General features: G+C 39.7%; 1 protein-coding gene. It reads left to right on the plus strand.

The window, feature by feature from the left end; all coding sequences use genetic code 11:
* Positions 1-1,067: NAD-glutamate dehydrogenase domain-containing protein (locus ACFIO5_RS09910; RefSeq protein WP_375705306.1), on the plus strand; the 1,067-nt coding region annotated here is incomplete at both ends.

Below are 1,067 nucleotides of genomic sequence, written 5' to 3' on the forward strand. Positions count from 1 at the left end.
TAGCAACGTTCGCGAAAAAATTGGCGAATATTTTGTTAAGCTCTATAATGGTGATTTTTTTGAATCTCATCCGCTATTTTTGGAAAGCACACTCACACGTGTTTATTATATCATCCACCGCAAAGGGAGTGAAAGTGCTCCTCTTATTGAGCGCACCAAACTTGAACAGCATGTACGTTTTATAGCCCAAAGTTGGGAAGAGAGTGTTCAAACCATAGCTCTTACCCGCAAAATAACAGAACAACAAACGCGCTTAGCCAGCCAATTTCCCAACAGCTATCGTGACTTATTTTCCACTGAAGATGCCATTGAAGATGCCGGACATATTTTAAGTCTTCATGATAAAAAACCGCTTTTTGTTACGTTTTATAATACCTACAATAAAGAAAAACAAAGTATTTCTCTCCGACTCTTTCACCGCTACGAAGCACTAGCTCTTTCCAAACGCGTACCACTCCTTGAAAATATGGGATTTAGAGTCATTGCTGAACAAACACTTGAATTACCAGATGGCAACGGACAATCTGTATATCTTCATGATATGCAACTAGAAAGCGCTTTCCAATTTTGTATAGATTTCGAGAAAACTGGTCAAAAACATGCTGAAACATTCGAAGCAGTTTGGGCTCAAAATGCAGATAACGACGCCTTTAATGCATTAACCCAAACAGCAGAGCTTGATTGGCGTGAAATTGTCATTTTGCGCCATTATGGGCGCTATCTACAACAAGCTGGAATTCCTTATTCACAAGACCGGGTTGCCCAAACTTTAAACGCCTATCCTAACATTACCCAAGACCTTTATGCTTTGTTTCATTTGAAATTTCATCAAAGCCATACAGAAAAAGAGCGGGAAAAAAACCAACAGATCATTCAAAAACGTATTGAAGAAAAATTACAGAAAGTATCCGGTTTAGATGATGATCTCATTTTACGCCGTTATCGTAATCTTATCGATGCAAGCTTACGCACGAATTCCTTTACCCCTCTTGCCAACGGAAGTCCACGACGTATTTTAGCAACCAAGTTAGATCCACGCCAAATTGAAGGCTTACCCGAACCGCGTC

The sequence above is a fragment of the Bartonella sp. AA86SXKL genome (assembly GCF_042196885.1).